The sequence below is a fragment of the Enterococcus sp. DIV0574 genome (assembly GCF_051711125.1).
GTDB classification, from domain to species: domain Bacteria; phylum Bacillota; class Bacilli; order Lactobacillales; family Enterococcaceae; genus Enterococcus_D; species Enterococcus_D gallinarum.
This window is the reverse complement of record NZ_JBIOMA010000001.1, coordinates 2,037,186-2,062,960: the sequence shown is the minus strand read 5'-3', so window position 1 is coordinate 2,062,960 and position 25,775 is coordinate 2,037,186. Positions and strand designations below refer to the sequence as shown.

The following is a 25,775-nucleotide window of genomic DNA, read 5'->3' as shown; positions in this document are numbered from 1 at the left end:
AAGCGAACCGCTGAGTGGGTTCGCTTTTTTTCAAATCAATAGAGGAGGAAACAGATCGTTTATGGGACAATTATTTTTGAATGCCGCTGGTCTCTTTGCAATGATCTTTTTGGGGTATTTTCTTAAACAGCTAAAGGTCCTATCAAAAGCGGATGGATCTATTCTGTCTCGGATGATCCTCAATGTCACTCTGCCAGCAGCAATCATTCTTAATCTTGCCGATATGCAGATCCAAATGGACGCACTGGCATTAATTTTAATTGCGGTAATCATCACGTTCGTGCAGATTATGACTGCCTTTTTCCTAACCAAAAAAGAGAATGATGTGTTACGTCAGTTTTCGATGTATTGTGGCTCCGGATTCAATATCGGAAATTTCGCGATTCCTTTTGCACAAAGTTTTTATCCATTAGGAATCCCCTTGATTTCATTGTTTGATATGGGTAACAGTATTATGTTGGCAGGAGGCACCACCATTTTGATTGAGTATCTAATCGGGAAACGGACAGTTTTTGAGCCAGGAAAAATCATTCTTAATTTATTACGATCGCCAACCTTTACTTGCTATTTATTCATGTTGCTGATTCGCAGCTTTGGGCTCTCATTACCGCAAGGGGTGATCCAGCTAGTCCAACCTATCGGTAATGCCAATACCTTTCTATCGATGTTCATGATTGGTTTGTTTTTAGATTTTCGTTTACCGAAACATGCTGCTGCAACGGTAGGAAAGATTTTGAGTTTGCGTTATGGAATCGGTTTGCTATTATTTCTCTGCTTTTTCTTTTTACCTCTTCCCGCTTTTTTGAAGCCCGTGTTGTGTTTACTGGTATTTGCTCCAATTCCTTTATTCGGTGTGATCAATTCTGTATTGGCAGGTATGGAGGAAGAGGCAGTCGGCTTTGTGTCTTCTATCAGTTTCTTGATTAGTTTGCCTCTCATGACACTCGTACTGATTTTATTTGGATTGGCTTAATATAGTGGATAAAGTCAAAGAAAACGGCAAGCAAAAAACTAGCGTGAATGAATGTTTTTTCGCATAATAGACAAGACTTATTTTTAGGAGGAAGACAATCAATGTTAATTGGATCACATGTTTCCATGAGTGGGAAAAAAATGTTGCTGGGAGCGGCAGAGGAAGCAGCAAGCTATCAAGCAACTACCTTTATGATTTATACGGGGGCTCCACAAAATACCCGTCGTAAGAAAATTGAAGAGATGAATATTGCTGCTGGACAAGATTTCATGACGAAAGCAGGCATTTCGAATATTGTTGTCCACGCACCTTATATCATTAATTTGGGAAATACCATCAAACCAGAAAATTTTGGCTTTGCGGTGTCGTTTTTACAAGCGGAGATTCAACGAGCACAGGCATTGGGCGCAACGCAAATCACATTGCATCCAGGAGCTCACGTTGGTGCAGGGCCAGAAGCAGGTATCAAGCAAATCATCAAAGGATTGAACGAAGTCTTGGAAAAAGGGCAAACGGCTCAGATTGCTTTAGAAACGATGGCTGGTAAAGGAACGGAAATCGGACGCAGTTTTGAAGAAATTGCTGCAATTATTGATGGTGTTACGCTGAATGAGAAGCTTTCGGTGACGTTTGATACTTGCCACACCAATGATGCTGGATATAACGTCAAAGAAGATTTTGATGGTGTCTTAAATGAGTTTGATAAGGTCATTGGACTGGAACGTTTAAAAGTAATCCATGTCAATGATTCCAAAAATCCCCAAGGCAGCCATAAAGATCGGCATGCGAATATTGGTTTTGGAACGATTGGTTTTGAAGCATTGAATAAAATCGTCCATCATGAACAATTGAAACAACTCCCTAAAATTTTAGAAACCCCTTATGTTGGAGAAGACAAAAAGAATAAAAAAGCTCCTTATGGTTTTGAAATCGCCATGCTGCAGCAACAAACGTTTGATCCAGACTTGTTGACTAAGATCATGGAGCAATGAACCACATTATCCTATGGCGTAAAAAAAGTCTAACCTAGTTTGGAACTGTTTCGATTATTAAAGAAAGAATGGGTTTAGCAGGAGGAATAGATGGAGTTTGATGAATTGATTACTTTCGCCCAAGCGAAGATTGCACCAAGAAAACTGTCTCCCTGGGCAGAATCCGGCGGTGTTGCAGCAGCCATCCTTACCAGAGAAGGGAACGTTTTTACTGGAGTGTGCATTGACACTAGTTGTTCTATGGGTTTTTGTGCAGAACATGCCGCTGCAGCAGCTATGATCACTGCGGGAGAACATCATATTGCAAAAGTTGTGGCTGTGGACTGGCAGGGGCATCCGATCTCACCTTGTGGTCGTTGCCGCGAGTTTCTCAGTCAGCTGTCTGAAGACAATCTTTCTGCGCAAGTCTTGACGAAGGCGGGCAGTCTGCCGCTTGCTCAGCTTTTACCACTTGATTGGAAAGACGGTCTTGTTTAACAGTAATAAAAAAATCTCAGGAATAAAGCTGTCCCATAACTGCTAGTTCGCATTGTTGGTTCGCTTATCATTCCTGAGATTTTTAATTTTTTATTAGAATTTTTTTGCTGCTTCTGCCACTTTTTCTAGGCCGGCTGCAATGATTTCTTCTGTTTTTGAAGGGTCTGCATTGTGACCTTCAATGATTACTTCATCGCTGATCGTCATGCCAAACATACCACCAAATACTTTTTCCATAAATGTAACAGCACTTTCCATACCGCTCATTTCACCTGAGTAAACACCGCCACGAGCATTTAACAAGACAACTTCTTTGTCTTTCAATAATTGGTTCATAGATCCATCTTCATTGTAGGAGAAAGTGAAACCGGCTTGGAAAATATAATCGATAAATGTGTGCAATGCCGCAGGAATCGTCAAGTTCCACATAGGAAATGCAAAGACAATCGTATCTGCTGCTGCAAATTTATTCATGACATCTTGACGGACGGTCATCAATTCTTGTTCTTCTTGGTTTAATTCTTGTTCTTGTGCTAATTTTCCGAATGCTTCGAACAATGTTTGTCCGATATAAGGCATTGGTTGTGCGTAAACATCAAAAGTAACTACATCTACTGCTGTTCGATCTAGATTTTCTACAAAAGTATCGAACATTTTTGCAGATACTCCGTCAGGACGGTTATTTGCTTTTACAACTAAAACATTTTTCATCAATTTTCCACCTTTTAGATATATTTAACATGTCACGAGAAATAGTATACTATAAAATCATTTTGCTTACAATAAATAAGTAGACAATCTTTTTCTGATTTTTTTAAGGAAGTGATCCGTTGCTTTTGGTAAACTAGAAGTACTTCAGGAGGTGCACTGTGAAAATATTTCTAATTGAAGATGACAAGTCATTAGTCAAAATGATTGAAAGTCAGCTGTCTCGCTATGCCTTCGAGACCTTTATTCCGCAGGATTTCGAAAAGATCTTGGAAGAATTTCATAGAATAGAGCCAGATTTGGTTTTGTTAGATGTTAATTTACCTTTTTTTGATGGTTTTTATTGGTGTCAAAAAATCCGCGAGCAATCCTTGGTACCCATTTTGTTTATTTCGGCTCGTGACGGTAATATGGATCAAGTGATGGCACTTGAGTATGGAGCAGATGATTTTCTGATCAAACCGTTTTCTTATGAATTACTCTTAGCAAAAATAAAAAGTCATATTCGGCGAGTATATGGAGACTATGCACAGAGCAATCGTGCTCGCCAACTAAAAGCTGGGGAATTGATTTATTATCCTGAGGCTTTAAAGATGAATTATCTAGAAAAGGAAGAAGTGTTAACTGTTCGTGAAGGAGAATTGCTTACTTTATTAATGATGGCTTATCCAGAAATGGTCTCCAGAGAACAGATCTTGAATAAATTATGGGACGATGAACGTTTTGTAGATGATAACACATTGTCAGTAAATGTTGGTCGTCTGCGAAAAAAAATGGTAAGTCTCGGTCTTGATGAACCAATCCAAACGATTCGTGGAAAGGGTTATGCTCTTTTTATTGCAGGGAGACCAGAATGAAAGAATACTTGAAAGTTCAATTACCAGCAATTGCTTTATTTGGGATGTCGATTGCTTTGATCCTTTTGCTCGTTTGGTTAGATGGGTATCGCAATGGTTTTGTGATCGGCTATGGCTTACTATTAGTGGGCTTGTTAGCGATAGGAGTTTTCACGATTGATTATCTCGCCAATCGCAGTTTCTACCACTATCTAAAAACAGGATTATCTGGAAGAAGCGCTGGTTACTTAGCTAGAAGAGTCAAAAAGCTTTTAGATGACGACCATCATCATGTACAAGAGCAACTAGCAGCGATTGATGCCCATCATCAAACCCATATCAAATTTATGAATATCTGGGTCCATCAAATGAAAACACCAGTCTCAGTCCTAGAACTGATGGCAGAGAGTAGTCAAATTGACCCTTACGATCTTTTAGCAGAGACGGATCGTTTGAAAAGCGGATTAGCCACAGCATTGAATTTTGTTCGTCTGGAAGATTTTGAAGAAGACTTTTTGATTGAATCAACCTCCTTATTAGCATTGATCAAGCAAAGCATCGGTGAACAGAAGCGCAATTTCATCCGGCATGAAATTTATCCGAAAATTAAGGATGAGACTGATTTTTGGATAACAACAGACAAAAAATGGTTGCAGATTCTACTTTTTCAATTGATCAGTAATGCCATTAAATACTCGAATCCGAAAGCAACAGTCACTTTTGCATTAGATGATGCGAACAGAAGTCTGACGATTACAGATACAGGTTGTGGCATTTCAGCGGCAGATTTGCCACGGGTGTTCCGACCTTTTTATACCGGTGACAATGGACGGCAGCGGGGAGAAGCTACCGGTATGGGACTCTATTTAGTCTCTCTCATTAGTCAAAAACTCTCGATTACGGTTACGATTGCTTCTGAAGTCGGTCAAGGGACTGTCCTGCAATTAAAATTTCCCGAGAGCTAACGAAACTTACAAAATTGTAAGTTATCTTTCAAACAATCGATAAGTTTGTTTCAGAAAACCTGTTACACTGACAGCAAAGGAGTGAGTGCTATGGCTTTACTAGAGTTGAAAAATATCACTAAAACGTATACTGGTGAAGTATCTGTGGAAGTGTTGAAACAAATTGATCTCAAAGTGCCTGCCGGAGAATTTATTAGCATTATGGGTCCTTCTGGCAGTGGTAAAACCACCATGCTGAATTTAGTTGCGACTCTGGATCAACCAACATCCGGCTCGGTCATCATCAATGGCGCCCAACCGCTGACATTGCCAAAACAACAGCTTGCTGAGTTTAGACGCCGACAGTTAGGTTTCGTGTTTCAAAATTATAACTTATTGTCTCCGCTAAATGTGGTAGAGAATGTTATGCTGCCCTTAACATTGGATCGAGTACCGGTTGATGAGATGAAACGGCGCTGTGAAGCGCTTTTGACAGAGTTAGGAATCAATGACAAAAGAAAAAAACGGATCTATCAGTTGTCCGGTGGAGAACAGCAGCGTGTTGCGATTGCTCGAGCGCTGATACATCAGCCAGAACTGTTGCTTGCGGATGAGCCGACAGGTAATCTAGATTCTAAAGCAGCCCGTGATGTCATGGAAATTTTGAGCCGAATGAACAAACAGCGACAAGTGACAACGATGATGGTTACCCATGATCCCTATTCCGCAAGTTTCTCTGATCGTGTTGTTTTCATCAAAGACGGCAAACTTTACAATGAGGCCTATCGCGGAAGTGATCAGCAACAATTTTACCAAAAAATTCTTGATGTTCTTGCACATCTAGGAGGTCGCCGTCATGAATTTCAGACAGTTGATCATTCGTAATTTAAGAGGTAACTTCCGCACCTATGCTGCTTATTTCGTAAGCAGTACATTTGCTGCCATGGTTTTTTATATATTTAGTCTGCTTTTGTTCCATCCGCAACTAAAAGAAAACTTGTCAGCGAGCGATACCATTTCCAGTCTAGCTAAGATGGGATTAGCGGTTGCTTTAGTAGTAATTGCATTTTTATCTTTGATGTTTCTTTGGTACACCTTTGTTGTTTTCTTAAAACGTCGCAAACGCGATCTCGCGATCTATCTCATTTTAGGGATTGAAGAGAAGGATTTGCGAAGGATTCTATTTATTGAAAATGCGCTACTAGGATCGCTGGCCACCTTTCTAGGGGTTGGCTTAGGAATTTTGGGAACAAAGCTATTATTGCTTGTTGCTCAGAATGTGATGCATCTCAATCGCGGATTGTCTTTTATGGTTCCATTGACTAGTTTGGGATTAACAATCGGCGTGTATCTTTTGATGTTCCTGCTGATCTCATTTTTTAGTACGCGTGCTTTACAAGGGGAAAAGATCATATCATTGATCAAAGAAAACGAGAAGCCCAGGCCGGAGCCTGTGAGTCGTCGGATCTATGCATTCCTTGGGGTGCTTTTGCTCTTTGTCGGCTACGGATGTGTGTTTTATTTTTCTTTCAAAGCTGACGGTTTTTTGATTCTTTTATTAGGCGTTTTGTTGACGGTAGCAGGCACGATCTTGTCCTTCTATCAGTTTAGTGTTTACTTATTGAAACAACTTAAAAGAAGTCCTTCTTTTTTACAAGGAACACGCTTGTTAACGATTAGTGAATGGATTTTTCGTATGCGGGACAATGCGGCAATGTACAGTCTGATCGCCATTAGTACATCAGTGGCTTTTGTAGGAATAGCAGTAATGATGGCGATTGGCAACACTTCGTTTTCTTCGATTCAAGGAATTAGTGTAGCGTATGTTTTTTCGGAATACGAAAAAGATGAAATAGGTAAAACGAAGGCTTTTGAAGTGAAAGAAAAATTGGAAGCGCAAGGCTATCATCCGGTTATGGAACAAGTGGATCTCATTGAGACCTACACAAATCTTGAAAATCCAGCGATTGCTACTGATCCATATTACATGAACAATGCATTTTCATTGATGCGAGAAAGTGATTATCGCAAATTGATGAGCCAAATCGGAGAAAAAGCTGAACCTGTTATGGATGATCAAGTGCTTGAACTTAGCAGCAATTATTCAAGACGTAAAGAACTGTTGTCGGTTGACCAAAGCCAACGACAACATGTGTATCCGCTGGAAATTGGCGGAGATAGCGATTTTCAGCAAGATATGACGATCGTTCATAGTCCCTCAATGCTTTCGTTGAACTATTTTGGCCTTGGTGTTGTAACTGATCAAACTTTTGAGAAGTGGCAAAAAGAAATTGGTGATTCTGAAGATTCGGGAGGATTTGTTTGGTTAGATTACCCCGAGTGGGCAGACGATCCTACGTTAATTGATGGTATCAATCAGCAAATCGATCAAGAAAATAAAGAAACAGATGAAAAAGTATCCGCTATCTACGATGAATTAGGAGCAGACAAAGTCAACGAGATGTCCGATGAAGAGTGGTCAAAAGCACTTGAAGGCATTCCGTCTCATATTGGTTATCAATCAAAATACAAAGTTTTCCAGGAAACACGTCAAGGCAATGGTCTCATTTTAATGATCACTGTTTTACTGGGCTCCGTTTTCTTTATTTTCTCTGCATCAATCATCTATTTCCGCCTGTTTGCGGATCTTGACAAGGACGGCGCTTACCATCGCTCCTTGCATGTGCTTGGTGTTTCACCAAAAGAACGGCATAAAATTCTGCGTCATCAGCTACAAGTTATGTATTTTTTGCCAACTATCGTGGCAATGATTCATTTTGCTGTTGCGATGACCGCACTGCGTTTATTAGTTGAATTGCCCGTTTGGCAGTTCTATGGTGAAATCGTAGGTATTTACTTATTGTTCCAAGTTATTTTTTATATTTGTTGTCAACTACGTTATAATCAACAAATTGATCGCTATGCAGATCCAACAGAATAATCAGTCAGTCTTTTTCCAAAACCTATCGCTTTGTTTGAGTGATAGGTTTTTTTCTGTGAAAAGCAGATGATTAATTTGAAAGTGAAGCCCTGCCTTGTGATATAACTCGCACAGTTCGTATGACTTGCTTCTGAATTTTCCGTAAATTATACTGGCGGTGACCTATTAACTATCAGGGAGGGATCACATGCTTTCAAAGATTGCAAAAGTACTTGTTGCTCTGTTGCTAACTATCCCCATTTTTACCGGTATGGAAATCGTATATGGAGAGACGGATGTGGGGGCAAACTTAATCACTGACGTATCCGTTGTCAATAGTCAGAATCAAGAAGTGACGACTTTAGATGAAGACGAATCTTTCAAAATTGATCTCAAATGGAGTCTCGAAGGATTAGGTGACTTAAAGGCCGGGGACAAAGCGACGATTATCCTCCCAGTAGAGATTGAAGGTGTCAATAATAGCTATGAACTGTATGATGAGAACGGTCATTTAGTAGTAAATGTCACCCAAGTTGGGAATCAGCTTACTTTTGTATTTACTGAGTTTGTTGAGCAGAACAACAATGTGCATGGAGACTTTTACTTTTGGACAAAATTTAGTGAAGACATTACTGTCGATCAGATCAATCAACTCGATTTTGAAACAGTTAATGGAATTAAGACAATTCCTTTATTTATTCGAGGGGTTGAGGATACTGGAACAGGTGCATTACTTACGAAACAAGGGCTGTATCTAGGCACACAAGAACCCAAACGAACGATTGATTGGCGTATTTATATCAATTCTTATGATACGAATAAGGTTTCAATTAAAAATGGGAGATTCATTGATACTCTTGGACCCCATCAAGCATTGATCAGCACCATGGCACGAGTGGTGTATGGTCCAAGCGTAACTAATCCCACTTATGTTGACCAAGTCCCAATTATGCTTAATTCAGACGGCACTTTTGAAATTCCTTTGCGGGATACGAGTGAGAGAATCTATATCACCTATAAAACAGAAACTGATGGGTCTTTGGAGCAATATACAAACAAGGGAACCATTCAAGCATTGATCAATGATTCAGCAGCAGTCCACACAACTACTGGCTACACGCCGAAATATGGAGGCGGGGGCAGTGGTACCGGAGAAACGAGCACTTCAAGCGAAAGCACGACCGCAAGCAGTGAGAGTACAACAAGTAGCACAAGTAGCGAAAGTACGACCACAAGCAGTGAAAGTACAACAAGTAGCACAAGTAGCGAAAGTACGACCACAAGCAGTGAGAGTACAACAAGTAGCACAAGTAGCGAGAGTGCGACTTCCAACAGTAACGGTAATAGCGTGGACAACTCTTCATTATCCGCTCCTAAAGTAAGTCAGAGTGGGGCACCGCCAAAGAATGGAGGGAATCCTCAATTACCGCAAACCGGAATGACCAATGATAAATGGATGATTCTCGGGGGCATGCTTTTGATTTCTTACGTTATCTATAAACGAAAATAAAAAGAAAAAATGAATTGGAGATTGGATGAACGTGTGAATGTATCGCTTCAAATCTAATATCCTTACAGATTTAAAAGGCTGAACATAAGAAGAGACAAAATATTGATCTAGTTAGTGGTAGTTTGCTGCTGGATTTTTCGAAGAATTCACTGCGACTTTTTGTCTTTCTTGTGTCAGTCTTTTTTGGTTGTTTTCTGAAAAATGCCAATTTCCACCTGATTCTGTCTTTTTTTTGGCGCGTGGTTACCTAAAAAAAACTACTATAATCTCATTATCAAGTTAACCTGAAATAGATTTAGGAAGTGAGGCAAATGAATAAAATCCCCTTGTTGATTGCTTTTTTTATTATTTTATTTATTGTTTTCTTTAAAATAGATAGTTTGGCAAATGAACGAGCTCCCGGTAAACTATCTTTGACTTTACGAACGAACCGTATCATTTATGATGAGCAGTCAAAGTGGATCACGATACCTATTCGTCCGAATAAAACACGATCAGCCAAATCGGTTCGAGCAGTGTTAACTTATGGTTGGGATGGTAAGGGTACTGAGAATAAGGTCATTGGTGAAACGACTTTAACGAATGTAGAATGGGTTTCCGGTATTGAGAATTTTTTAAGAATTCGTGGAGATTTACCAATGTCTGAGATCAAGTGTAAAAACAAAGTGGATTTAGTGATTGTTTACGATGGTGACGTTACAACTATAGAGAATTTAAAGCCAAGTAAATGGATTATTGTTGATCTACCGTCTTCTTCTGAGAGTTCCAGCATTGACACTAGTATACTTAAGGAGACGAGCAATCCCAATAGTCTTTCCTCATACGATAATAATGATGAAAATTAATTGTGGCAGGACAAACACTCAGAACAGAAAAAGACATTTAAGAAGTTCATTTAATATTGTAAATAAAAAAGCGGTCGCTGCTGATAATGAAGTAAATAAAGAATAGACAGATTGGCATGTAAACTCTCTTGAGAGATTGTCGCAAAAAGGCAGCACAAGCAAAATGATTGGAAATTTCTTCCCCAGAAATGAACAGTTACAATTTATTCGGCTCAACAAATCGCAAGATTTGTTGAGCTGATATTTTTTAATAAAAGACTTTGACGGGTAGTTTGACAATCGTTCCTTTGAAGTGGTATGATCGCAAAACATTCACTAACTTACAATATTGTAAGATCTTTTTACTTGTCCAGATGAAATCAAACTTAAATGAAGGCAAAGTTTGAATAACTATTTAAGCGAGGGTCAATCAGTGTTTCATGTATTATTTGACACAACAGAAAAACAAATCAACCAGTTTCTCACCTATTGTTATGAAAGGAATCAAACAACTTATTCAACCAAAGAGCTGATGGCTGTGTTTAACTATAAAACTAGCAAGCTATTGTCTGTTATTCAACAGGTAGAACTATTTCAGGAGCAATATTCTGAGTATACGGTTAATTATCAATCAGAATCAAAAACTATCAAGATAGAATTTTCACCTAGATTTCTGCTAAGCAAAGTTTATGCAATCTTGGTGGAAAGAACTGTCGGATTTACCTTTCTTGATTTGTTGTTTAAGGGAAAGTACCACTCATTAGAGCAATTAAGCCAAGAGACATATAGCAGTTTACGGACGATTCAAAGAAAATTGACTGAATTGAATCAAGTGTTAGCAAATTATCATTTATCATACAGTTTAAGAAAAGGAAATCCACTTGAAGGAAAAGAGTACTACATACGTTATTTTTATCATGTCATGTATTGGCAGTTGTTTGATGAAACGGATTCAGATCTTTTAGCAACGATAAGGGACAAGCAAACTATTGCTACTCAAATTGAGCGTCACGCTCCTTACATGCGAAAAATTGATTGCAATAAATTTTTATCTCTGCTGGCTATTTCATTGCAGCGAATCAAACAGCAACATTTTATCGTAGAAATTCCTGATGAAATAACGACTTTCGAGCATCCATTGATGACTAAAAGAAAGTTCACCGAATGCATACTGGCACCTTTTTTTCAGGCAAATGTTTACGCTGTGAGTGATCTCACGGACGAAGAAATCAGTTTTCTTTATTTTATGTTTGCAGTAATGAATACATATTTGGAAGAGGATCTGACTGAAATCCATCAGGATTGGTTTGATAATGAGCAGTATTCGACTGAGGAGATCATTATTGACAAACTGTCTGCATACTTTGATTTGGCACTCACTCCGAAAGAAAAAAATTATTTATTGGTCAACTTACTCATGATTCATTCCTACTCATCAGTTTTTGGAACAGAACATAAAATAGATGGGTTTGGAAAACAAACGCGGGAAAGTGAGCTTGAAGCTTATTTCCCAGTCATGTAACCAACGATGAGACGATTTTTGATCGCAATAAAAAGAGAAATCCCTCCACTTGTCGGGTTTGCAAAGAAGAATGATCGTCTTATCTTTCAATACTGCATGCTCGTTCGAACAGTCTTTATTAAATATGAGCGTCCAGTAACTTTTTCTATTCAATCGAAATTTGGCAAGACACAAGAATTATGGATCAAAAATCGATTGTTGAACACCTCCCATCGAGCAATCCAGCATGTTCCTTCAGTTGATGAACCAGATATTCTAATCAGTGATTACCCAATCTATCGCCAGCTAGGGGCAAACAAACAAATGGAGATTTTTTATTGGAATGGTCAGCCCACCAGCAGTGACTGGGAACGTTTGAAAGAAAAGATTCATAAAATTCGGAGCGAAAAGCATAAACAGGTTTTTGACAGCCTAAGTTTCCATCAGTTTTCCTAGCAGCAGGTGAATTATTCACATTTCGGAGAAAACACCTCTTTATAAATTTATATGTTCAGTCCAATTCCCTCATTTGTTAAATGACAATTTGATTTCTACTACGTTTATTTTTTATTAAATCATGTCATTAATTTAAAATCCCAATTTGATGAAGCTGGCTCGTATTCTTTGAAGTTCATTCGGAAGTAAGAAGACCAAATTGAAAAGATCATTCTTTTTCCTGTTGACTTTTTAATACTCTAGTGGGATGGTAGTAATAACTATTATCATGAAAGTAAAAAAATAGCGAATAGGAAGTAGGGATGAAATGACAGAAATACTAACACTGAAAAATGTATCGAAACTGATTGGAACCAAGCAAATCATTGATAATGCTTCTTTCTCAGTGGAACAAGGGCAAGTGGTCGGGTTATTAGGACCGAATGGTGCGGGTAAGACGACGATTATTCGAATGATCGTTGGCTTAATGAAGCACAATAAAGGCTCAATTACGATCATGGGGAATTCCCTAGAAACGTCTTTTAAAGCAGCCATTGCCTCGGTAGGAGCGATTGTAGAAAATCCTGAGTTCTACAATTATCTGACTGGTTACGAGAATTTGATGCAATACCAGCGCATGGCGAAGACAAAAATGACGGCAGTTGAGATGGATGACTTGATTCGCCAAGTTCATTTAGAAGAATATATCAATCAAAAAGTCAAAACGTATTCACTAGGGATGCGCCAACGATTGGGTGTGGCACAGGCATTAATCCATCGTCCTACTCTCTTAGTATTAGATGAGCCAATGAATGGACTTGACCCAAAGGGTATGAGAGAGTTTCGGGAAATGATTCTCATGTTAAGAGAACAGGGTGTTTCTGTTTTAGTATCGAGTCACCAATTAAGTGATATCGAACAGATTGCAGATCATCTGATCGTTGTCCAAAAAGGGAAAGTGACCCATCAAGTCGCGATGGATACCTTGAAGGCAGAAAAAAGCCTACTGATCATCAAAACAGATGACGATCAGGAAGCATTAAATGTCTTGAAGACTAAATTCCAAATCGATGGGCTTGCTTTGACGGATGGATTACAGATTTCACTTGAAACGGATAATCGTTCTGAGATCGCTGCTGCCCTCGTTAATGCAGGGATTGGTTTAAAGGAAATGAAATTGCAGCAATCTTCGTTGGAAGAAACATTTTTGGCTTGGACGGAAGAGGGAGGGCTCTAGAATGAGGACACTAATAAAAAATGAATGGATCAAAGTCACGAAAAAAAAGTCCACATGGATCATGTTGGGACTTTTGGTGGTTTTAACATTCGGACTCACCTATGTGGTCCGCTTAGGCTCGCCTGATACTAAAGCCAACGATCTATTTATTTTTCTAAGCGACATGACGTCATTTTTGAATTTATTTGTTGTTATTGTGGCAGCTTCAGCGGTAGCAGAAGAATTTAGTCGAGGGACCATCAAGTTTTTGTTGATTCGGCCATTTTCAAGAAGTCAGATATTAGCCGCAAAAGCCATCAACACACTCTTATTTGCTTTGCTTGGCACACTGGTTTTATTTCTAAGCAGTTTTCTTGCCAGCAATTTGTTTTTGATAGCTGAATCTCCCTTCACATCAACGGATTATAATCAATTGCCAGCTATAGTTGTGGCTCTTGTCTATGCAGCAACGAATTTACTGTTGATTGTATTTTATATGACCATGACTCTGTTCATCTCTGCCGTCATTCGCTCTCAAAGTATGGCAGTGGGATTAGGAGTAGCTGTGTTGTTCGGGAGCAGCATCATCAACTCCATCATGCTTTTTGCGATAGAAAAATATCCTTGGTTGAAGTGGAATCCATTTAATTTTATGAATATCAAAGATACGGTTCCCACATTATTGCATCAAACGGATATGCAAAATGCAATAATTGATCCGGGTTTGAATTATTGGGAAATGACGATTGGACTTTTGTTATACAGCTTATTGATCTACTTTTTGACAAACTGGTTGTTCAACAAACGAGATGTGGCATTAAGCTGATATATAGAGGGAAAGTTTTTGGAGAAATCCTGCTTTCTCTCTTTCTTTTTGTATTTTTTTCTAGTAAAATGATTCATTGAGAGTACAAGAGAAAGGAGAGATTTCAAATGGTTAGTTTAGGAATTGTAATCGTGATCGCTGTTATCGCGGTATTATTAGGCGCTGTCGGCGGCTTCTTTTTGGCGCGTAAATATATGCAAGATTATCTGAAGAAAAATCCTCCCGTTAATGAGGATATGTTGCGTTCGATGATGATGTCAATGGGCCAAAAGCCTTCTGAGAAGAAGATTCGGCAAATGATGCAACAGATGAAAAACCAAAAATAGGTTTTTTAGCACAAAAAGCGGGCTGATCCCATCAGCTCGCTTTTTGTTGCGAGTCACTGCGATTGACCGCGTCAGCGAGGCATGCAAGTTCATCTTAGTGATTTTCCCTTAGAAGAACTGTAAGCGAAGTGTAGATGAGCAAATGAATTGTGCCTATCGATGGGTAGGTAACAAAACGTGTTTCACGAGGAATCCAAGTGTAACTACATCGGAAGGTCAGTCATTGCCAAAATAGTCCGAAAATTTCGATGATTCAAAACATAGTCAACAGGAGTGAATAATAGGAGGGTGTTATGTCGATTTTTAGAAAGTTAGGTTGGTTTTTTAGACAAGAAAGGAAACATTATTATATAGGAGTAGCCGCATTGGTTTTGGTGGCTCTCGTTCAATTAGCGCCACCCAAAGTGATCGGAATCATTATTGATGAGATCGCAGAAAAAGAGATTTCGATAGAAACGATTTTATTTTGGATAGGTATTTTGCTTGCCGCTGCATTAGCACAATATATTTTTCGTTTTGTCTGGCGGATAAATATTTGGGGGAGTGCTGCACGCTTGGAAAAAAGCTTACGTCGTCAATTATTCGATCACTTCACCAAAATGGATCATCTTTTCTATCAAAAACATCGAACTGGAGATTTGATGGCCCATGCCACCAATGATTTGAACGCCATTCAAAACGTTGCTGGGGCGGGTATTTTAACTTTTGCGGATTCGTTTATCTCTGGAGGAGCAACGATCATCGCCATGATCCTTTTTATCGATTGGCGTCTGACCTTGATTGCGTTGATTCCTTTGCCATTTCTTGCGGTCATGGCTAGAGTGTTAGGCAGCAAACTACATGATGCTTTTCGTGATTCGCAAGAAGCTTTTTCAGCGATTAATGACAAAGCACAAGAAAGTATTACTGGGATAAAAGTCATCAAAACGTTTGGACAAGAGACAGAAGATATTCAAGATTTTCAAGCCAAAATTGATGATGCCATCATCAAGAACCGTAAAGTCAATTTTTTAGATGCACTTTTTGATCCTTTCATTACATTGATTATCGGTGTCTCATATGTCTTAACGATTATTGTGGGTGGTCGTTTTGTCATGTCAGGAGAGATATCGATTGGCCAATTGGTTTCATTTATTAGTTATATTGGTATGCTGGTTTGGCCTATGTTCGCCATTGGCCGTCTGTTCAATGTTTTAGAACGAGGGAATGCCAGCTATGATCGGGTATCTGAATTGCTGGGGGAAAGAACCCATATTGTTGAAAAAAAACACGCGATCCAAGAGCCGGCTCAAGGTAAAATTGAAGTGGCGTTAGACGCTTTTCGCTATCATGATGCCGAAGAAATCACGCTGCAACAGATAGCATTTACCTTACATGAAGGACAGACATTAGGAATCGTTGGCAAAACCGGTGCAGGTAAAACCTCCATTTTGAAGTTGCTGATGCGGGAATATGATCATTATGAGGGTGACATTCTTTTTGGCGGGCACAGCATCAAAGAATATACTTTGAATGCGTTATTGGGCTCTATCGGGTATGTTCCCCAAGATCACTTTCTTTTTTCCATGTCGATTCGAGACAATATCCGTTTTGCGGTACCCCAAGCACCACAAGAAGCGGTTGAAGCGGCTGCTGATTTGGCGTCAATCAATGATGACATCAAAGCATTGCCAGAAGGATACGAAACAATGGTCGGTGAACGAGGGGTCTCATTATCTGGCGGGCAGAAACAGCGGTTGTCCATCGCACGGGCATTGATTGTTGATCCAGAATTACTGATCTTATATGATGCCTTGTCAGCTGTCGATGCCAAAACAGAAGAAGATATTTTGCACAAATTGCGAGACTATCGAAAAGACAAAACAACGATTATTTCTGCGCATCGGCTAAGTAGTGTGAAGCATGCCGAAGAGATCTTAGTTATCGATGAAGGAAGAATCATCGAGCGAGGGACCCACGAAGCCCTGTTAGCCAAAAATGGCTGGTACAAAAAAATGTGGGACAAGCAACAACTGGAAGCCAAAATTGAAGGGAGTGAAGTGTAATGGAACGTCAAGAATCTGAATGGTCAAAATCAATTCCATTTAAAGAGCAAAAATTGATCATCAAGCGGATGTTACAATTTGCAAAACCCTTCAAGAAGACATTTTTTGCAGCCATTTTCTTTGCTTTTCTCTTATCAATTGTCAACATTCTCCTGCCTAGAATTCTGCAGACATTCATGGATAACTATCTAACACAACAGTCAGCAACCAATCAAATCATCTATTTCTTTGCGGGTCTCTATTTCTTTGGGGTAGTCATCAAAGCAGTCATCTGGTTTTTTCAATGGTTTCTATACTCGATGGCTTCCTTGCAGACGTATCAATATGTGCGGACCAAGTTATTCGAGAAGCTGCATAGTTTAGGTATGCGGTATTTTGATCAGACTCCGGCAGGTTCGATTGTGTCGCGGGTCAGCAATGATACCGAAACATTGTATGAATTCTGGTATGTGTTTTTGATGGTTTTGACTGGTATTTTTGCAGTCCTATCTTCTTTTGCCGCCATGTTTCAGATCAACGTAAAAATTGCTTTATTGAATCTGATTTTCTTACCTATTTTGATGATCGTCATCTGGTATTATCAAAAATTCAGCTCCCGAATCTATCGTCAAATGCGAGAAAAATTAAGTCAATTGAATACGAAATTGAACGAGTCGATCTCGGGAATGCAGATTATCCAGCAGTTCCGACAAGAAGCACGACTGAACCGAGAATTTGAGGAAACGAATGATGAATACCTCAAGACAAGGTATGCAATGATTCGTACTAATTCGTTGCTATTATCGCCGATCATCAATTTTCTCTATGCGATTGCAGTTGCGATGTCATTAACATTGTTTGGGTTTGATGCTTTGCATTCTCCGATTGAAGTGGGGTTGATTTATGCTTTTACCACCTATGTCCAAGGCTTCTTCAATCCTATGACACAGATGATGGATTTTCTCAGCGTCTTTACTGATGGCATGGTGGCTGGTAGCCGTATTCTTAAAATCATGGATAATGAAGAATTTACCCCACAACAACATCCAGATGCGAATCAAGTCATTGAACAAGGAAAGATTGAATTTCGTAATGTCAGTTTTTCTTATGATGGAGAAAATCATGTATTGAAGAATATTTCCTTTACTGCTTATCCAGGAGAAACCGTCGCTTTGGTGGGACACACTGGTAGCGGCAAAAGCTCGATCATTAATGTTTTAATGCGCTTTTACGAATTTGGTGAGGGACAAATTTTGATTGACGATCATGATATTCGCGATTTTACTATCGAAGAATTGCGAAAAAAAATCGGATTGGTTTTACAAGATGCTTTCATGTTCTATGGAGATATTTCTGACAATATTCGTTTATTGAACCCAGAAATCAGCGAAGAACAAATCCGAGCAGCAGCGAAATTTGTGCAAGCAGATAAATTTATCGAAAAACTGGAGGGCACTTATCATGCCAAAGTGATTGAACGGGGCGCTAGCTACTCCAGCGGGCAACGACAGTTGATCTCATTTGCTAGAACGATGGTGACTGATCCTAAAATCCTCGTTTTAGATGAAGCTACTGCCAATATCGACACCGAAACAGAAGGATTGATCCAGGAAGGGTTGGCGAATATGCGACAAGGGAGAACTACGATTGCCATCGCCCACCGATTATCCACGATTCGGGATGCTGAATTGATTTTAGTTTTAGATAAAGGACGTATCGTCGAACGAGGAAACCATGATTCATTGTTAAAACAGCAAGGCCTTTATGCAGATATGTATAAATTACAGTCCAGTGACGTGTGATCAGTCGGAAATATTATTTGCTGTTTCCTTCCAGTGGACACTAACTAATTTCTAGAATTCCATGTATCCATTACTCCATCACTTTGTTGGTGTTGGCTTGGGAGCGGGTATGTGGGGTTCTTGTTTTTCATCGATTCATTTTATAAAAGGAATCGGGAGGAAGTAAAATAACGAATCCTTTTTACGGTCAATGTATTGACAGCGTTTTCTCCGTTTGCTATCATAAGGATAAGTTAATCATTCGTATGGATAGTGATTGTTGAAAAAACAAGCTAAACCTGATGAAAGTAAGGCTATTTGGTCTGCTCTCATTAGGTTTTTTTTCTGGAAAAAAGGAGTATGGATCAAAATTGATTTGAATGGCTATCTCGTATAAAAATAGGTTAGTACGTCAATAATCAAGTGGGGGTAAAACATGAAAATCAGTAAAGTGTTAAACAATAATGTCGTGATAACTACTGATGAAAAACAAAACGAAATTATTGTGATGGGAAGAGGGATCGCATTCAAGAAAAAAGTTGGTGACGATATCAGTGATCAAACGATCGATAAAGTATATCGTTTAGAAAATCGTACGATTGCTTCCCAATTTCAGGAATTATTGGCCGACTTGCCATTAGAATATTTGGAACTTTCGAACCAAGTAATCGAATATGCAAGAGAAGAGTTGTCCTCACCGATCAACGATTCGATCTATATTTCTTTACCTGATCATTTACATAGTGCAATCGAGCGTGCCAAAAAAGGGATCGTTGTCAAAAATGTTCTTCTCTGGGACATCAAGCGATTTTTTCCAGATGAATTCAAAATCGGAAAACGAACGATTGAAAAAATTAGTGAGCGCTATGGGATTGAGTTGCCGGAAGATGAAGCGGGTTTCATTGCACTGCATTTGGTAAACGCTCAAACAGAAAACAATGATCAAAGCAATCTTTATGAATTGACGAAAACAATGCAAGATATCATCAATATCGTCAAATACTATTTTAAAACAACTTTCGATGAAGAATCGGTTTATTTTTATCGTTTTACTACGCATTTGCGTTTTTTTGTTTCCCGCATGCAGAACCACTCTACCCATGCGGAAGAGACTGACGATGAGCTCCTTGAGATGGTAAAGATAAAATATCGCAACGCCTATCAATGTGTGCAAAAAATCAAATCATTTCTGGTAACGAATTATCGTTACGATATGTCCAATGATGAAAGTTTGTATTTAACGATTCATATTGCGCGATTGGTGCAAAAGAATCGCTAACCATAAAAGAAAGGAGGCCACCCCAGAATAAACTGGGGAATAGTAAAGCATTTTTTGGATAGTGACATTCAGTTGGCTAAACCTTCAATCAAACAAAAATTGGAGGAAACAAAAATGGGAAAATATCATGAATTAGCAGAAAAAATCGTGGCAAATGTGGGCGGAAAAGAAAATATCAATAGTTTGACCCACTGTATCACTCGGCTGCGGTTTAAATTGAAAGACGAAGGAATCGCGAACGATGACATCTTGAAAAATATGGATGGGGTCGTAACAGTGATGAAAAGTGGCGGTCAATACCAAGTAGTTATCGGTAATCATGTGCCAGATGTCTATGCAGAAGTAGTGGATGTTGCGGGGATCAGTGAAAACAGTGAAGAAGAAAGTTCCGGAGGGAATATTTTCAATCGTCTGATCGATATCCTCAGCGGTTGTTTCCAGCCTTTCTTAGGTGCGTTAGCAGCTGCCGGTATGATCAAAGGGTTTAATGCATTATTAGTCTTTTTGGGTACACAGGGTTGGTTCAACTATACAGCAGAATCAGGCACATATGTAATGTTGAATGCGATCGGTGATGCAATATTTATGTTTATGCCGGTTATTTTAGGTTATACTTCTGCAAAAAAATTCCGTTTGAATCCGATGGTCGGTATCGTTATTGGAGCCGCTCTATGCTACCCAACGATTCAAGGCACTGCGCTGCAAACAGCCTTTACCGCAGTTGCCGGAGAAGGAGCAGCAGCACCTTATAGCTTACTTGGACAATCTGCCTATCAAACTTTCTTAGGTATTCCATGGGTAGGGGCAACCTATACAAGTAGTGTCGTACCAGTCATTTTCATTATTGCATTTGCTGCACAGATTCAAAAACTTGCTAAAAAAGTGATTCCAAGTGTCGTGCAAACTTTCTTGGTACCATTTTTCGTCTTACTGATTGCTTTACCTGTTGGGTTCTTGATCATTGGTCCAATCATCAGCATGTTGACAGATCTCTTGAGTGCCGGATTCCAAGCGCTAATGGACTTCTCGCCAGCGGTTTATGGATTGATTCTAGGATTCTTCTGGCAAGTATTGGTTATCTTCGGCTTACACTGGTCGGTTGTGCCACTAGCGATCATGCAAGTTACGCAACAAGGATTCAGCCAAGTGTTGACAGGTTCCTTCGGAGCTAGCTTTGCTCAAACAGCAGTTGTCGTTGCCATGTATTTCAAATTAAGAGATAAAAAGATGAAAGCATTATGTCCGCCAGCGATCATTTCTGGTATCTTTGGTGTAACTGAACCAGCTATTTATGGGATCACTCTTCCTAAAAAGACTCCTTTCATATATTCTATGATCGGTGGTGCTGTCGGTGGACTGTTCTTAATGGTCAATGGTGTAACGGGCTACACGATGGGCGGACTTGGTATTTTCGGGATCTTTAACTTCATCACACCGGATGGAGATGCGAGTGGCATGTGGACTTCACTGATTGCTATCGCCATCTCTGCAGCGATTGGTTTTGGTTTGACGATGGCATTCTGGAAAGACAATACAGTAGTCGAAGAAATTGCTGAAGGCGAACCTACAATGTCTGTACGTAAAGAAATCATTAGTTCTCCTATCGAAGGAACGGTTGCACCTTTAAGCAGTGCCAAAGATGAAGCTTTTGCCCAAGGAATCTTAGGTAAAGGAATCTTGATCCATCCTACAAAAGGGGAAGTCGTTGCTCCATTTGATGGTACCGTTATGACATTGTTCCCAACGAAACACGCCATCGGGTTGATCTCAGATAACGGATTGGAATTGTTGATCCATATCGGTTTAGATACCGTTCAACTCAATGGGCAATACTTCGAAGCGCATGTCAAGCAAGGAGATAGAGTAACTCGAGGTCAAAAATTGATTACCTTTGACAAAGATGCGCTGATCAAAGCTGGTTTCAACATTGAGACCCCTGTTTTGGTAACAAATTCTGCTGATTACTTAGATATTATTGAATCAGATAAAAATGAAGTTGCTTGTTCAGATGATTTGATCACAGCTCTCGTTTAGCAAAAACTTTCTAAAAAGAGCTATTTATGTATAAAAGCGATCGGCCATGTGGGGCGATCGCTTTTTGTCAGCCGTTTAATTCGGAAACAGAGAGTCTTTGTATTGAAGATTTTTATCGTAGGTTGGTTCAGCGATAATCGTTGAGGAAGTAGGACGTTTGTCATAAGCCATGCCAATATCGATCAAATGCTGAAGATTTTTTTCATAATGTTCCGAAAAGACGATGCCATACAGCACATCCAGTAGGTAGCAAACGGACGTATTAATCGTGAAATTTGCGATCTTTGAGTAAAGCCTTTCTCGGGTTGTGATATTTAAGACACAATCACTTAATTTTGCCAATGCGTTCTCGCCAATACTAGTCATTCCAATAATTGAAACTTGACGTTCGGCAAGAATTTTACCGATTTCTTTGATCATCTTGTTTTCACCAGTATAAGAAATCAAGATGGCTGTCGTATCAGAAGTACAGTTGGATGCTTCATAAGCACTTTCGCCAAAAGTGTCACAAACATGGATGTTTTTTCCTAAACGCCGCATCTTCAAAACAAAGTCTTGAGAAATCAAGGTATTGGCATTACTTGCGAAAATCTTGATATGGCTGGCATTGAGTAGCGATTGTTTCGCTTTTTGCAGTTCATCGTGATGGATCAAGGAAAGCGTATCTTCAATCGTTGTTTGTTCGAGTTTCGCTAACTTTTTGGCGATCGTCATAATCCCGTCATGGGAAGAAAAGGGAAAGTTGGCATCAACATCTGTAAAATGACTGCTCATATAGGTTTGCTCTTCCAAAAAGGCTGTCTTTAAGTCGAGCCAACCGTTGAAGCCTAATTTTTTGGCAATCCGAATAAAAGTAGAAGGATGAACGTAGGTTTTTTCAGACAATTCCTTGATGGTTTGATCAGCCATCGCAGTTGGATTGGCTAATAAAAAATCGATCAAAGATCGTTCAGCAGGTGCCAACTTGATTTGGCGCATTTTTTCTTGTAATAACATGGTATCCACATTCCTTTTTACATTTTTATATAGTTGTTTGTAAATAAAATTATCGGAAATTTTTCTTTTTTGAGTATTTGAATAATTGTCGATATGAATATTATTCCTTATATCATTAGATTTGTAAATGCTTTTTACAAATCACTCGCAAGATATCCCTAGATTTGCAAACGCTTTTTCTAAATAATAAATTTACATTGAATCAAATTATTTTATAAATGATAATAAGGGTGTAAATAAAATAGCAAAGGAGCAATACAATGACAAAAGGAATCAAAATCGCTACCATTGGTGGCGGCAGTAGTTATACTCCGGAGTTAATGGAAGGCTTTATCAAACGCTATGAAGAACTGCCAATTCGGGAAATTTGGTTAGTAGATATCGAAGCAGGAAAAGAAAAACTGGCAATCGTTGGAGCGATGGCACAGCGAATGTGGGATGCTTCTCCTTATGATGTGAAAATCCACATGACGCTGGATCGAGAAGAAGCCTTGAAAGATGCAGATTTTGTTACGACTCAATTTCGAGTAGGCTTGCTGAATGCCCGGATCAAAGATGAGCGTATTCCTGCCTATTATGGCATGATCGGTCAAGAAACCAACGGTCCTGGCGGGATGTTTAAAGCATTTCGGACAGTACCAATTATTCTGGAAATCGTAGAAGATATGAAACGCTTATGTCCAAATGCTTGGTTGATTAATTTTGCCAATCCAAGCGGCATGGTCACAGAAGCGGTTGTCCGTTATGGGAAATGGGATAGAGTGATTGGACTTTGCAATGTTCCTGTGATGGCGACCATGATCGAACCTGCATTGATCGGTAAAGAGCCGGATGAGTTAATCTACAAATTTGCTGGCTTAAACCATTTCCATTGGCATAAAGTCACTGACTCACACGGAAATGATGTGACGATGGATATTATTGATAAAATGTATCAGGAAGATAATGGTTTGCCGAAAAATATTTTTGATGTGCCGTTTTATCGTGAACAATTAGAACAAATGAGAATGATTCCTTGCGGTTATCATCGCTATTACTATCGTCAAGAAGAAATGTTGAAGCATGCACTGGAAGAATATCAGACTGTAGGAACGAGAGCGCAGCAAGTGAAGCAAACAGAGGCAGAACTTTTTGAACTTTATAAAGATCCAGAATTGGATCATAAACCAGAACAGCTGCAGCAACGTGGGGGAGCCTACTATTCAGATGCGGCTTGCGAAACGATTGCCTCGATTTATGCAAACAAAAATACCCAGATCGTGGTCTCAACCAAAAATGAGGGAGCTGTTCCTGACCTACCGGCTGATTGTGTTGTCGAAGTTACCGCGTATGTTGGGGGACAAGGTGCCCGCAATGTGGCTTTTGGCGAGCTGCCGACTGCAGAAAAAGGCTGGCTACAAGTAATGAAGGCTATGGAGCTTTTAACGATCGAAGCAGCGGTTACTGGCGATTACAATACCGCATTACAAGCTTTCACCATTAACCCATTGGTGCCATCAGGAGAAACAGCTAAACGCGTAATGGATGAATTATTTATTGCTCACAAAGCTTATCTACCAAACTTTAAATCAACGATTGAGCGTTTGGAAAAAGAAGGAATCGAAGTTCAAGACGAACTGGCAAAATCACTTAATTAATCAACAAAATATCAAGAAAGTAGGAATGAAATAATGGGATTTAGAAAAGACTTTTTATGGGGCGGCGCAACTGCTGCCAATCAATGTGAAGGAGGTTACAACGAAGGTGGGCGAGGCCTAGCCAATGTCGATGTTGTACCGATCGGTAAAGATCGTTTTCCAGTGATCACAGGACAGATGAGAATGTTTGATTTTGATGAGGATCATTTTTATCCTGCCAAAGAAGCAATCGATATGTATCATCGTTACAAAGAAGATATTGCTTTATTTGGAGAAATGGGCTTTAAAACCTATCGTTTGTCCATTGCTTGGAGTCGTATTTTTCCAAAAGGGGACGAACAAGAACCAAATGAAGACGGCTTGAAATTCTATGAGGATCTCTTCAAAGAGTGTCATAAATATGGTATTGAACCACTGGTAACGATCACGCACTTTGATTGTCCAATGCATTTAGTAGAAAAATATGGTGCTTGGCGTTCACGAGAATTAGTAGGCTTTTATGAGAATTTATGCCGAGTTATTTTTAATCGTTACAAAGGATTGGTCAAATATTGGTTAACTTTCAACGAAATCAACATGATTCTTCACGCGCCATTTATGGGAGCTGGCCTCTATTTTGAAGAAGGCGACAACGTGGAGCAGATCAAATACCAAGCGGCCCATCATGAATTACTGGCATCTGCGATTGCGACGAAAATCGCTCACGAAGTAGATCCGGAAAATAAAGTGGGCTGTATGCTGGCTGCAGGTGCCTATTATCCTTACACAAGTAAGCCTGAAGATGTTTGGGCATCAAGAAAATCAGATCGCGAAAACTATTTCTTCATTGATGTCCAGTCTCGGGGAGAATACCCACAATATGCATTGAAGGAAATGGCCCGTAACGGGATTGAGATCAAAATGGAAGAAGGCGACTTAGAGTTATTGAAGGCCCACACAGTTGATTTTATTTCATTCTCTTACTACTCTTCTCGGGTATCGACAACAGATGCTGAGCTATTGGAACAAACTTCTGGAAATATTTTTGCTTCAGTAAAAAATCCTTATTTGGAAGCAAGCGAATGGGGCTGGCAGATCGACCCATTAGGTTTGCGGATTACTATGAATGACCTTTATGATCGTTACCAAAAACCATTATTCATTGTAGAGAACGGTTTGGGTGCTGTTGATACACCAGATGCTGATGGCTATGTGGAGGATGATTACCGAATTGATTATCTTGCAGCACATATACAAGCCATGAAAGACGCTGTTGAAAAAGATGGTGTTGATCTATTAGGGTATACAACATGGGGATGTATCGATTTGGTCTCTGCGGGAACAGGTGAGATGAAAAAACGTTACGGTTTTATCTATGTTGATCGCGACAATGAAGGCAATGGTACGCTGAAACGGACGAAGAAAAAATCCTTCGACTGGTACAAACAAGTCATTGCTTCAAATGGCGAAGACTTAACAAACAAATAATCATGCTTGCGGCTTCTTCTTGGATGAATTCTAAGAAGAAAGCCGCTGATAGTCTTTACGATGGAGGGA

22 protein-coding genes are annotated in these 25,775 nt (G+C 39.5%); 20 read left to right on the top strand and 2 right to left on the bottom strand.

Annotated elements, in window-relative coordinates; all coding sequences use genetic code 11:
* The first annotated feature begins 61 nt into the window (after positions 1-61).
* The 3 genes from IGJ45_RS09990 to IGJ45_RS09980 all read left to right on the top strand — a co-directional run bounded on the left by IGJ45_RS09990 (position 62) and on the right by IGJ45_RS09980 (position 2,442).
* Positions 62-973 carry an AEC family transporter gene (locus IGJ45_RS09990; protein ID WP_003126243.1) on the top strand — a complete coding sequence of 304 codons (912 nt, stop codon included), beginning with the start codon at positions 62-64 and terminating at the stop codon, positions 971-973.
* A 101-nt stretch (positions 974-1,074) separates the two neighbouring features.
* Positions 1,075-1,965 (top strand): deoxyribonuclease IV, encoded by an 891-nt coding sequence (locus IGJ45_RS09985; RefSeq protein ID WP_003126244.1) that lies wholly within the window; start codon positions 1,075-1,077, stop codon positions 1,963-1,965.
* Positions 1,966-2,070: 105 nt separating this feature from the next.
* Positions 2,071-2,442 carry a cytidine deaminase family protein gene (locus tag IGJ45_RS09980; protein WP_228074045.1) on the top strand — a complete coding sequence of 124 codons (372 nt, stop codon included), beginning with the start codon at positions 2,071-2,073 and terminating at the stop codon, positions 2,440-2,442.
* A 93-nt stretch (positions 2,443-2,535) separates the two neighbouring features.
* Here the strand turns inward: IGJ45_RS09980 and IGJ45_RS09975 are convergent, their stop codons facing one another.
* Positions 2,536-3,153 carry an FMN-dependent NADH-azoreductase gene (locus IGJ45_RS09975; RefSeq protein ID WP_103299697.1) on the bottom strand — a complete coding sequence of 206 codons (618 nt, stop codon included), beginning with the start codon at positions 3,151-3,153 and terminating at the stop codon, positions 2,536-2,538.
* 158 nt (positions 3,154-3,311) lie between these two features.
* Here IGJ45_RS09975 and IGJ45_RS09970 point away from each other — a divergent pair, with 158 nt between their 5' ends.
* The 15 genes from IGJ45_RS09970 (at position 3,312) to IGJ45_RS09900 (ending at position 21,606) form a co-directional block, all read left to right on the top strand.
* Positions 3,312-4,007, top strand: coding sequence for a response regulator transcription factor (locus IGJ45_RS09970; protein ID WP_003126248.1), 696 nt, complete (start codon positions 3,312-3,314; stop codon positions 4,005-4,007).
* Positions 4,004-4,951, top strand: coding sequence for a sensor histidine kinase (locus IGJ45_RS09965; RefSeq protein WP_003126249.1), 948 nt, complete (start codon positions 4,004-4,006; stop codon positions 4,949-4,951). The genes IGJ45_RS09970 and IGJ45_RS09965 overlap by 4 nt, the downstream gene beginning before the upstream one ends.
* 90 nt (positions 4,952-5,041) lie before the next feature.
* Positions 5,042-5,815 (top strand): ABC transporter ATP-binding protein, encoded by a 774-nt coding sequence (locus IGJ45_RS09960; protein ID WP_349703761.1) that lies wholly within the window; start codon positions 5,042-5,044, stop codon positions 5,813-5,815.
* Positions 5,787-7,871, top strand: coding sequence for an FtsX-like permease family protein (locus IGJ45_RS09955; protein WP_003126251.1), 2,085 nt, complete (start codon positions 5,787-5,789; stop codon positions 7,869-7,871). Before IGJ45_RS09960 ends, IGJ45_RS09955 begins: the two co-directional genes overlap by 29 nt.
* Before the next feature lie 187 nt (positions 7,872-8,058).
* Positions 8,059-9,360 (top strand): Ig-like domain-containing protein, encoded by a 1,302-nt coding sequence (locus tag IGJ45_RS09950; RefSeq protein WP_349703760.1) that lies wholly within the window; start codon positions 8,059-8,061, stop codon positions 9,358-9,360.
* A 311-nt stretch (positions 9,361-9,671) separates the two neighbouring features.
* Positions 9,672-10,205, top strand: coding sequence for an adhesin (locus IGJ45_RS09945; protein ID WP_349703759.1), 534 nt, complete (start codon positions 9,672-9,674; stop codon positions 10,203-10,205).
* Positions 10,206-10,587: 382 nt separating this feature from the next.
* Positions 10,588-11,706 (top strand): helix-turn-helix domain-containing protein, encoded by a 1,119-nt coding sequence (locus IGJ45_RS09940; protein ID WP_438768674.1) that lies wholly within the window; start codon positions 10,588-10,590, stop codon positions 11,704-11,706.
* Positions 11,707-11,724: 18 nt separating this feature from the next.
* Entirely contained in the window at positions 11,725-12,141 is a 417-nt protein-coding gene (locus IGJ45_RS09935) for a hypothetical protein (RefSeq protein WP_349703757.1), read from the top strand.
* A gap of 307 nt (positions 12,142-12,448) precedes the next feature.
* Positions 12,449-13,357, top strand: a complete 909-nt coding sequence (locus IGJ45_RS09930) for an ABC transporter ATP-binding protein (RefSeq protein WP_005471183.1) — start codon at positions 12,449-12,451, stop codon at positions 13,355-13,357.
* 1 nt (position 13,358) lies between these two features.
* Positions 13,359-14,162 carry an ABC transporter permease gene (locus tag IGJ45_RS09925; RefSeq protein WP_349703756.1) on the top strand — a complete coding sequence of 268 codons (804 nt, stop codon included), beginning with the start codon at positions 13,359-13,361 and terminating at the stop codon, positions 14,160-14,162.
* A 107-nt stretch (positions 14,163-14,269) separates the two neighbouring features.
* A complete protein-coding gene (locus tag IGJ45_RS09920) occupies positions 14,270-14,488 on the top strand; it encodes a YneF family protein (protein WP_029486708.1) in 219 nt (72 codons plus the stop codon).
* Between the two features lie 293 nt (positions 14,489-14,781).
* Positions 14,782-16,533 (top strand): ABC transporter ATP-binding protein, encoded by a 1,752-nt coding sequence (locus tag IGJ45_RS09915; protein WP_438768673.1) that lies wholly within the window; start codon positions 14,782-14,784, stop codon positions 16,531-16,533.
* Positions 16,533-18,314 (top strand): ABC transporter ATP-binding protein, encoded by a 1,782-nt coding sequence (locus IGJ45_RS09910; RefSeq protein ID WP_349703755.1) that lies wholly within the window; start codon positions 16,533-16,535, stop codon positions 18,312-18,314. Before IGJ45_RS09915 ends, IGJ45_RS09910 begins: the two co-directional genes overlap by 1 nt.
* 415 nt (positions 18,315-18,729) lie before the next feature.
* On the top strand, positions 18,730-19,572 hold the full coding sequence (gene licT / locus IGJ45_RS09905) for a BglG family transcription antiterminator LicT (RefSeq protein WP_003126263.1): 843 nt from the start codon (positions 18,730-18,732) through the stop codon (positions 19,570-19,572).
* A 114-nt stretch (positions 19,573-19,686) separates the two neighbouring features.
* Positions 19,687-21,606 carry a beta-glucoside-specific PTS transporter subunit IIABC gene (locus IGJ45_RS09900; protein ID WP_003126264.1) on the top strand — a complete coding sequence of 640 codons (1,920 nt, stop codon included), beginning with the start codon at positions 19,687-19,689 and terminating at the stop codon, positions 21,604-21,606.
* A 75-nt stretch (positions 21,607-21,681) separates the two neighbouring features.
* On the opposite strand, the gene IGJ45_RS09895 is transcribed toward IGJ45_RS09900, so the two are convergent.
* Positions 21,682-22,602, bottom strand: coding sequence for a MurR/RpiR family transcriptional regulator (locus tag IGJ45_RS09895; protein WP_003126265.1), 921 nt, complete (start codon positions 22,600-22,602; stop codon positions 21,682-21,684).
* Positions 22,603-22,862: 260 nt separating this feature from the next.
* Between IGJ45_RS09895 and IGJ45_RS09890 the strand changes: the two genes are divergently transcribed.
* Together IGJ45_RS09890 and IGJ45_RS09885 are read left to right on the top strand one after the other, a co-directional pair.
* Positions 22,863-24,239: a 6-phospho-beta-glucosidase gene (locus tag IGJ45_RS09890; protein WP_003126266.1), complete on the top strand. Its 1,377-nt coding sequence runs from the start codon at positions 22,863-22,865 to the stop codon at positions 24,237-24,239.
* 33 nt (positions 24,240-24,272) lie between these two features.
* Positions 24,273-25,706 (top strand): 6-phospho-beta-glucosidase, encoded by a 1,434-nt coding sequence (locus tag IGJ45_RS09885; protein ID WP_349703754.1) that lies wholly within the window; start codon positions 24,273-24,275, stop codon positions 25,704-25,706.
* Positions 25,707-25,775 lie beyond the last annotated feature (69 nt).

Excerpts from the sequence above, each read along its gene's own strand:
- IGJ45_RS09945 (WP_349703759.1), top strand. The coding sequence starts at position 9,672 with ATGAATAAAATCCCCTTGTTGATTGCTTTTTTTATTATTTTATTTATT.
- IGJ45_RS09920 (WP_029486708.1), top strand. The coding sequence starts at position 14,270 with ATGGTTAGTTTAGGAATTGTAATCGTGATCGCTGTTATCGCGGTATTA.
- IGJ45_RS09895 (WP_003126265.1), bottom strand. The coding sequence starts at position 22,602 with ATGTTATTACAAGAAAAAATGCGCCAAATCAAGTTGGCACCTGCTGAA.
- IGJ45_RS09950 (WP_349703760.1), top strand. The coding sequence starts at position 8,059 with ATGCTTTCAAAGATTGCAAAAGTACTTGTTGCTCTGTTGCTAACTATC.
- IGJ45_RS09955 (WP_003126251.1), top strand. The coding sequence starts at position 5,787 with ATGAATTTCAGACAGTTGATCATTCGTAATTTAAGAGGTAACTTCCGC.
- IGJ45_RS09930 (WP_005471183.1), top strand. The coding sequence starts at position 12,449 with ATGACAGAAATACTAACACTGAAAAATGTATCGAAACTGATTGGAACC.
- IGJ45_RS09900 (WP_003126264.1), top strand. The coding sequence starts at position 19,687 with ATGGGAAAATATCATGAATTAGCAGAAAAAATCGTGGCAAATGTGGGC.
- IGJ45_RS09965 (WP_003126249.1), top strand. The coding sequence starts at position 4,004 with ATGAAAGAATACTTGAAAGTTCAATTACCAGCAATTGCTTTATTTGGG.
- IGJ45_RS09925 (WP_349703756.1), top strand. The coding sequence starts at position 13,359 with ATGAGGACACTAATAAAAAATGAATGGATCAAAGTCACGAAAAAAAAG.
- IGJ45_RS09885 (WP_349703754.1), top strand. The coding sequence starts at position 24,273 with ATGGGATTTAGAAAAGACTTTTTATGGGGCGGCGCAACTGCTGCCAAT.
- licT (WP_003126263.1), top strand. The coding sequence starts at position 18,730 with ATGAAAATCAGTAAAGTGTTAAACAATAATGTCGTGATAACTACTGAT.
- IGJ45_RS09975 (WP_103299697.1), bottom strand. The coding sequence starts at position 3,153 with ATGAAAAATGTTTTAGTTGTAAAAGCAAATAACCGTCCTGACGGAGTA.
- IGJ45_RS09910 (WP_349703755.1), top strand. The coding sequence starts at position 16,533 with ATGGAACGTCAAGAATCTGAATGGTCAAAATCAATTCCATTTAAAGAG.
- IGJ45_RS09985 (WP_003126244.1), top strand. The coding sequence starts at position 1,075 with ATGTTAATTGGATCACATGTTTCCATGAGTGGGAAAAAAATGTTGCTG.
- IGJ45_RS09890 (WP_003126266.1), top strand. The coding sequence starts at position 22,863 with ATGACAAAAGGAATCAAAATCGCTACCATTGGTGGCGGCAGTAGTTAT.
- IGJ45_RS09990 (WP_003126243.1), top strand. The coding sequence starts at position 62 with ATGGGACAATTATTTTTGAATGCCGCTGGTCTCTTTGCAATGATCTTT.
- IGJ45_RS09915 (WP_438768673.1), top strand. The coding sequence starts at position 14,782 with ATGTCGATTTTTAGAAAGTTAGGTTGGTTTTTTAGACAAGAAAGGAAA.
- IGJ45_RS09960 (WP_349703761.1), top strand. The coding sequence starts at position 5,042 with ATGGCTTTACTAGAGTTGAAAAATATCACTAAAACGTATACTGGTGAA.